We start from the raw sequence: 7,692 nt of genomic DNA, 5'->3' as shown, positions 1-7,692 counted from the left end.
CTGCGCCGATACCGACTTTGTATCGGGCACATGGTTCTTGCGCGGGCGGCCGCGCCCAGCGACGGGAAAGACGAGGGCCACGTCAACTGGATACACTTTCTGGCGTGCCCCAACGCCGACGGCCCAGGTCAGGCCGCGCGCGCTCAATGCCTGTCGGAATGGCGCCGAGAGGCCGTAACCGGCATCGGCCAGCACACAGCCGAAGCGCAGACCGGCAGTACGTGCTCGATCGATCTCAGCGAGCGCGATCTCGGGCTTAGTCCGGTAGCCTCGAAAGTCCTCCGGCACATGGGCCCGGGCCAGTCGCACGGGATCGCTCGTCCAACTCTCGGGCAGGAACAGTCGCAACCCCACCATGATCGGAACTTCGCCGGAAGCCAGTGTCAGCGATACCAGTGTCTGGCAGTTGGCGTTCTTGCCCAAGGCCGAGGCGTATTGTGGCGCGACGCCGACCGAGCGCTCGCCCTTCTTCGGCAGCGCCGTGTCGTCGATGATCAGCCAGGCCTCGGCACCGCCAACCATCCTGTCGGCCTCGGTGAACAAGGCCTTCTCGAGCGGCGCGGCGTCCCAAACCCCGCTGGCGATGAAGTGATGAAGCTGGTCGTAGCCGACACCGCCGTCGCGGGCCGCTATCGGCTGGATGCTCTTGTGATCGCCAGCGCCGATCAACCCCGCCACATAGGCTGGACACATCCGCGCCCGCACCTTGTGCCGCAGAGCATCCAGAAAGGGCGAAAGCCAGCCCTCAAGATCGGACTTCCAGTTCTCGTCCATGGCCGGCCCTCCACAAAGCCGACCACCTATGAATCACGCAATCCGCCCCGCGGGAATCCCAAAAATGCGCCTCGCCTAAAAATCTGCCAAAGTAGTGCTAGGGCGACGAACGCCCGCAGGTCGCTCAGCATCAGGTCCGGCTCCTCCCAAGCGGCGAAGTGGCCGCCCGACGGGATGTCGCTCCAGTGCACGATCTCGTAGGTCTTCTGTGCAAAGGAGCGCGGCGGCGGGATGAATACGGGGTCGGGGAAGGCGGCGACGCCAGTCGGCACCTTGATGCGCGTTCCAGCGGGAAACTTGTTCGACTTTTCGAGGCGCCTGCCCTGATAGATCCAGGTCGCGGTGACGACCGAGGACGGCGCGACGTAGAGCATGATATTGGTGAGCAGCTCTTCTTCGCAGAACTTGCTCCAGATGTCCGGGCGGCCATCGGGCGCCACCGGGAGATCGGCCCACTTGCCGATCTTCTCGAGCATCCAGCCGGCCGCACCGACGGGGCTGTCGGCCATCGCCGCGCCGAGCGTTTGCGGGCGCGTCCCCTGCTGGTGACTGTAGCCGCTCTCCAGCTCCAAGAGTTCGTCCCGTTTGGCGACGAATGCCTTTTCCGCGTCGCTCGTCGGTGCGGACTCCTCCGCGTGTAGGTTGACCATGTTGAGGTGGATGCCGAGCAGCGCGTCGGGCCGGTCGTGGGCCATCCACGCGGCGATGGCATTACCCCAATCCCCGCCCTGGACGATGAAGCGCTCGGCACCGTAAAGCTCGCCCATCAGCCCGTTCATCAGTGCCGCGGCCCGCCGCGGCCCGACGAGGCCGGTGATCGGCTTCGAGAAAGCGAAGCCCGGCAGCGACGGGACGACGATGTCGTGACCGTCCGCCACCAGCGGCTCCAGCAGCGGCTCGAACTCGAGATACGAGCCTGGCCAGCCGTGCAGGAGTAGAAGCGGCGGCTTCGAGCCGTCGCCCTTCAAATGCACGAAATGCAGGTGCTCGCCGTCGATATCCGTCATGAAATTCGGAAGCCGATTGAGGCGCCGCTCGACGGCACGCCAGTCGTAGACATCCCGCCAATAGGTGACGAGCCGCTGGAGGTCGGCGACCCCGACACCCGATCGCCAACCTCCTGCGTCGGGAAGCTCGCTCCAGTCGTAGGCGGCGACCTTGCGCGCGATGGTCGCGAGCCGGTCGTCGGAAATCTCGATCTTGTAGGGCGTCGCCATCGCCGTCTCCTCGCTCCGCCGCCGCTCGCCGCGTGACGCCCGTTGGCCGCTCGAAAGGCCGCCGCCGCATCCGAATGCTTGCGGCTGCATCGTCTCGCGTGACACAAAGTTAAGTCGTCTAATTACAATGAGAAGGCGGCTGTTGAAAGCGCTGCTTCGGACCGCGGAAGCCCGCACCGACCCAGATCTGCACGCCGCCATCCGGCAAGCCTTTACCCGCTTCACCTCTGACGAGTGCCGCAACTATCTCGCCGCCGCAGGCTACGACGCCTATGACCCAACTTGATCGGAAACAGCTCTAGCAGGCTTATCCCGCCTCTCTTCACCGTCTCGAACATTTGACGGCGGCCGTTTGCGGGACCGCGAAGCATAAGGAAGAGAGAGTGATATGATAGCAGCGACGACGGTAATGGGGATAGATGTGTCCCGCGACTGGCTTGATGGGTTCTGCTGTGCCACTGGGCACCGTTTCCGCCTGCCCAACACTTCAGAAGGTCGCGCACAGTTGCTCGCACTGATCCAGCGTGTGCCGGGCGTGGCCCAGGTTGGCTTCGAAGCTACCGGCGGACAGGAATGGGCACTCTGGGTCACCCTTACCGCGGCGGGGATCAGAGCCGTGCAGTTGCCTCCGGCCCAGATCAAGGCCTTCGCCCTTTCCCATGGCACGCGCGCGAAGACAGATCGGATCGACGCGGAACTCATCGCTGGGTTCATGCTGTTCCGACCGGAAGCGGGACGGGCATTGCCGAGTGGAAACTTGCGCGTTCTCAGGGCTTTGACGACCCGACGGGCTCAGATCGTCGACATGCGCAAGCGACTTGTGGCGCAGATCTCCGCACGCGAGAAGCAGGGTGTGGTGGCAGATGTCGGGGACATGGACATCGCCCTCAAGACCATGCTGGATAACCAGATCGGGGCTCTCGAGCGCCGGATCGAAAATGCCATTGCTCAAGAAGAATGCCTGGCTGCGAAAGCAAGACTGCTGCGATCCATTCCGGGAGTTGGCCCGGTCTCGGCAGCCATGTTGATCGCCGAAATGCCGGAACTCGGTCGTATGACCGCAGGCCAGGCCGCGGCCATGACCGGCCTGGCACCGGTGCCACACGACAGTGGAACAATGCGGGGCCGGAGGATGATTGTCGGAGGACGGCGGGCACTGCGACATGTTCTGTTCCAGGCTGCGCTCGCCGCCGCGTGCCACAACGCGGGGCTGAGGCCACTCGCCAAACGTCTAAAGGAACGGGCAAAGCCCCATAAGCTTGTCATCGTCGCAATTGCACGCAAGCTGGTCACAATCGCAAACGCCATCCTTAAAACGGCGACTCCATGGCGCTTAAACCCAGCTACCCCTTGGTAAATCATGACTACTCCACACAACGCAGCCACTCCTGCCAAATCATGAACAGCAACGCCATCAGAACTGGCCCCAGGAATAGACCGAGGAGCCCCATAGTTTTAACACCTCCAATCAAGCCAAAAAAGGTGAGCAAAAATGGCAGCTCTATCGGCGCACCGACCAATTTCGGGCGGATAGTTTTGTCGACTATAAAAAGCTCAACGGATCCCCAGCATAGAAGGGCGGCTCCGGCGACCGGAGATCCACTGGCCACGAGATATACGGATACCAATGTAAAACACAAAGGCGCACCTCCCGGGATCAATGCCATTATACCGGTGATTACACCTAATGTGACTGGCGACGGGGCTCCAGCCAACCAATACGCTGCTCCCAAAACGATCCCTTCGCCGAATGCAACCAACGTCATTCCCGTGAAGGTTGCTCCTATTGCTGCCGGTATAATTCGCGAAATTTGCTTCCAATGCCGTGGGAAAAGCCGCTCGCCGACCATCCCAATTTGAAGCGCTAATTTATCACCATCACGATAAAAAAACAGAATAGTAATTATTGTAAATAAAATATTTAGAGCAAACCAAAATATTCCTGCGCCAGCAGATAATATACCTAGATAAACATTGCTCAGATTAGCGCCGCTCACAAGTTGAGCGATCTCACCAATGCCGCCGGGATGACCAAGATAACGGTTCCATTGCTCTGTCATCCAAGTGCCGACTATCGGAACCGTCTTAAGTTGATCAGGCGCAGTCACGCCGCTTTTATTAATCTGCATTATCCATGTATAACTGTCACTAATTTCATTCGAAGCATAATTTCCTGCCCAAACGATCGGCGCAATTAGGAACGCGAGAATGAGGATGATTGCAACAGTTGCTGAAAGCGTATTTCGTTCTCCTAATGCCGAACGCAATCTGCGATAGATAGGCCAACTAGCAAAGGTAATAACCAACGCCGCGAGAACTGGAGCCAGAAATCCGTGAAAGAAGTAGATGGCGGTTCCCAGCACAATGAGGAGCAACCCACGCCCCAAGGTAGTTGGCGAAATCAAAGGTGGGCGACTAGCCATGGCCGCCTCGCTCCAATCGGGCGCCAAGTTTGGCACTATAGGATGAACATTACCAACGACACTATTTTTGGGCACATCAACACCATACCAAAGAATACATTGTAAAATACTTCCGAATTTTCGGTTTGAAAATAGTTTTATTCCAATTTATGCAATATACTTCTGCTTCAATGCTCACAGATTGCCTGGATTGTTCAGAAAGCAACTGCGAATAATACCTCATTTGGATTTAAAATAATGAACACCATAATGGTATTTCAATTTTTCAAAACCTATCAATTTCACGGAAATCTTGCAATTACCCCCTTTGGGCAAAGAGGCAACCTAAATAAACGAGAACATCTAGGAGCCTGGCCGAGTAACTGGGGCGTCGTCGCGGATTGGTGGGACGATAATGTGTGAGCCGCGCCTCAATGTCGGCTCTTTGCGAGCTTGAGGAGCTTGTGGGCCGTGCAGATCATGGCCCATTCGGAACGAACTTGATCGATGCCTCCCAATAGGAACTGGCGGAAGCCTCTTGCCTGTTTGATCTGTCCGAAGACGGTTTCGACTTCGCTTGATAGAGCCGTCGATCTTGGCTCTTGGGGACCAGTGGGAAGATCAGAGACGGACGTGCGACGCTTCCACTTGGCCACTGTTTTCTGGTTGATGCCACAGCGGCCAGCCAGTGTCCTCAGGCTCTCTTGACTCTGCTGTATCGCTCGACGGATTGCCTCCGTCGTGGGGGCGCTGCCGTGAAGAACCTGGCCCATAGTGCCTCCTTCCACTCTTGTGAAAAGATTGCGCCATCAAACTCTGGGATCAAACATCTAAACACACACTGTGTCGCTCAGCATCAAGCCGTCGACACGTCCGCCTGCAAGCGGACAATCATACCCGCCCAAAATCGCTTGACTGGGGCGCTCCCCTTAGCGAAGTCCTGAGCCTAACCCATTATGGCATGTCGTAAAAATAGAAACGAATTCGCCAGAAATATAATACAGAACCACAGTCATTCTGCATTGCGCGCTGGCCCGCGCACCAACTGACTCGCACTGAACGCCGGTTGTGGAATTAAGTATCCAATGACGGCAGAGGTCACCGCAATTCCTAGCAAAAAGCCAACGACGCCGATTGCCAAACGCAGGTGCTTATCCGCGTCAACACGTGACACCGACGGGAGCGATCGATTTTTAATGAAATCTGAAAGCGTTTCGGGTCGAGACATATTAAATACCTAGAATTGCGAAAGCAGTAAATCGTGGCAGCAGCAATGATTCTTAGTCTGTTGTAACGTCAGACTGGAACACCAACTGTCTACAAGAAGATCGGTGCATGCCATGCATTACATGACATTTGGAATGCCTCCTCGCTGGCTGGCACTTCTTCCATGGAGCTCCGCGAGACCTGCCGGCGTCAACGCTGCACTGCCGCTTCCACGGGTCGCACGCCTCACCACCAAACCACGGCGGTGCAATGAAGCCAGGAGGCGAGAAGGGTTGAGGCAAGCCTCTAATTCACGTGGCACCCTGCGTTCATTCTTGCGGCCGACGCGCAACTGACTCGATATAGTCTCCCCCGCTGCCCCCTCGATGGTCACGCCATCATGATTACAGCTGAGAACGTCGCCATTCCGTCTCTCTCTGTTGCGCAATGTTGCCTCAGCTAGATCAGGATCAAGCGCATAAGCCCGGCGCACAATCGCCGATACACAAAAGTACCTACCCGGGTAATGACGCTTCTCCATCAAGGCAAGCGCCCTCAAAAACAACAATTGCCGTGAACCCAGCCCTCTCTTTGCCAAAGCTTCCTCTCAAAAAAATCTGCAAATATAACAATCGTATTTCTATCTTATGTAAAATAACACATACGTTCTGAAAATATTAAAATAAACACTTCAATTATTAACCTTATTATCACGAAATAAAAAAATTATTCAATCCTCTATTTCGGTTAGTTGTTATTTACGCGACTGCGGAACTGACTAAACATTTTAGATAAAATTTATGAAATAATTTATCTAAAATTAGGGAGCCTTGCATGCACCCAGCGCTGCAGCCTACAGTTTTGCCAAAATTGACGCTCTCGGATGGAGGAGGAGAGCGGGATGGTATCGGGCTTCTTCAAGACCATCGCTCGGCAGCCCTGGCCCGGATAGCATTGCTGTCATATTCCTTGTCGGCCAGCAGGATATCTGCTTCACCCGGTTCGTCTGTCAGCGCGTCGGCCTGGGTGCAGTCAGCGCCCTGTCCGCCGGTCACACGCAGGTTGACGGGGCGCCCTTCGGCGTCGACGAGCGCGTGGATGTTCCCCGTCGTATCGGGCGAACGAAAGGCGGGCTGAACTCGAAGCTCCACACTGTCTGCAACGGTGACGGGCGACCGATCATCCTGCTCCTGTCGGAGGGCCCGATGAGCGACCACAAAGGCGCCCGTCTTGTGCTCGACGCCTTGCTGCCTGCCTCTCACCTGATCGCCGATCGCGGCTACGACAGCACCTGGTTCCGAGAGGAACTCGAAGCCAAGGGCATCGAGTCGTGCATCCCCTCGAGCCGAACTCGCAAAGGCCCATACGCCTACGACATCGCCCTGTATCGTCAACGCCACAAGGTCGAGAACCTGTTCGCCAAAATCACGGACTGGCGGGGCCTGCGCCGCCCACGGCTCGTTCTCGCTTGCAAGACCAGGGCAGGCTGTCGCTGTTCCCGTACCGGATCCACAAAGGAGGACTGCGGGATGAGACTGTTTATCGGTTTGGATGTGTCGTTGGCGAAGACTGCGATCTGCGTGGTCAGCGAACATGGGAAGATCGTGAAGGAGGTACAGGTCGCCAGCGAGCCGGAGGCGCTCGCGAGTTGGATCGCAGAACAGAATGGCAGCATTGCCGCCATCGGCCTCGAGGCCGGCCCTTTGTCGCAATGGTTGCATCGCGGATTGGCCGAGGTGGGTCTGGACGTCGTTTTGATGGAAACTCGGCAGGTCAAGGGCGGCTTGAAGGCTATGCCGATCAAGACTGACCGGCGCGACGCGGAAGGAATTGCCCGCCTGCTGCATCTGGGCTGGTTCCGCCCGGTTCACTGTAAATCCGTTTCGGCGCAGGAGGTCCGTACCGTGCTCGGAGCTCGCAAAGCGATCCAGCAGGGGATGATCGCACTGGAGATGTCCCTGCGTGGGCTCCTGCGGAACTTAGGGCTGAAGGTCGGTGCCATCTCGCGCGGCCAATTCGAGCATCGCATCCGCGAACTGACAGTCGGCAATCGAATGCTCGAAGCCGCCACGGAGCCGATGCTGCGAGCGCGG

General features: G+C 57.4%; 4 protein-coding genes and 4 pseudogenes. 3 read left to right on the top strand and 5 right to left on the bottom strand.

Annotated features, from left to right (window positions below; translation table 11 throughout):
• Window positions 1-811: pseudogene (locus tag ACTJKX_RS35560) on the bottom strand (IS701 family transposase); the annotation flags it as partial.
• Window positions 801-1,991: an epoxide hydrolase family protein gene (locus ACTJKX_RS35555; protein ID WP_440728209.1), complete on the bottom strand. Its 1,191-nt coding sequence runs from the start codon at window positions 1,989-1,991 to the stop codon at window positions 801-803. The pseudogene ACTJKX_RS35560 and the gene ACTJKX_RS35555, both read right to left, overlap by 11 nt.
• Before the next feature lie 142 nt (window positions 1,992-2,133).
• Between ACTJKX_RS35555 and ACTJKX_RS35550 the strand changes: the two are divergent.
• Both ACTJKX_RS35550 and ACTJKX_RS35545 read left to right on the top strand, forming a co-directional pair.
• Window positions 2,134-2,277: pseudogene (locus ACTJKX_RS35550) on the top strand (IS630 family transposase); the annotation flags it as partial.
• Window positions 2,278-2,379: 102 nt separating this feature from the next.
• Entirely contained in the window at window positions 2,380-3,348 is a 969-nt protein-coding gene (locus ACTJKX_RS35545) for an IS110 family transposase (RefSeq protein ID WP_440728208.1), read from the top strand.
• A gap of 7 nt (window positions 3,349-3,355) precedes the next feature.
• On the opposite strand, the gene ACTJKX_RS35540 is transcribed toward ACTJKX_RS35545, so the two are convergent.
• The 3 genes and pseudogenes from ACTJKX_RS35540 to ACTJKX_RS35530 form a co-directional block, all read right to left on the bottom strand.
• Entirely contained in the window at window positions 3,356-4,414 is a 1,059-nt protein-coding gene (locus ACTJKX_RS35540; RefSeq protein ID WP_440728207.1) for an AI-2E family transporter, read from the bottom strand.
• Window positions 4,415-4,824: 410 nt separating this feature from the next.
• Window positions 4,825-4,965, bottom strand: a pseudogene (locus tag ACTJKX_RS35535) (transposase); the annotation flags it as partial.
• Between the two features lie 1,560 nt (window positions 4,966-6,525).
• Window positions 6,526-6,816 (bottom strand): annotated as a pseudogene (locus tag ACTJKX_RS35530) (transposase); the annotation flags it as partial.
• On the opposite strand from ACTJKX_RS35530, the gene ACTJKX_RS35525 reads away from it, so the two are divergent.
• Window positions 6,712-7,692 (top strand): IS110 family transposase (locus ACTJKX_RS35525; protein WP_440728211.1); only part of this gene is annotated, 981 nt, incomplete at its 3' end. The pseudogene ACTJKX_RS35530 and the gene ACTJKX_RS35525 sit on opposite strands and share 105 nt — an antisense overlap.

The sequence above is a fragment of the Labrys sp. 22185 genome (assembly GCF_052045555.1).
Taxonomy (GTDB): domain Bacteria; phylum Pseudomonadota; class Alphaproteobacteria; order Rhizobiales; family Labraceae; genus Labrys; species Labrys neptuniae.
This window is presented reverse-complemented; position numbering and strand designations above follow the sequence as displayed.

Bases quoted from the DNA above. Each gene is read 5' to 3' on its own strand.
- ACTJKX_RS35545 (WP_440728208.1), top strand. From the start codon at position 2,380: ATGATAGCAGCGACGACGGTAATGGGGATAGATGTGTCCCGCGACTGG.
- ACTJKX_RS35540 (WP_440728207.1), bottom strand. From the start codon at position 4,414: ATGGCTAGTCGCCCACCTTTGATTTCGCCAACTACCTTGGGGCGTGGG.
- ACTJKX_RS35555 (WP_440728209.1), bottom strand. From the start codon at position 1,991: ATGGCGACGCCCTACAAGATCGAGATTTCCGACGACCGGCTCGCGACC.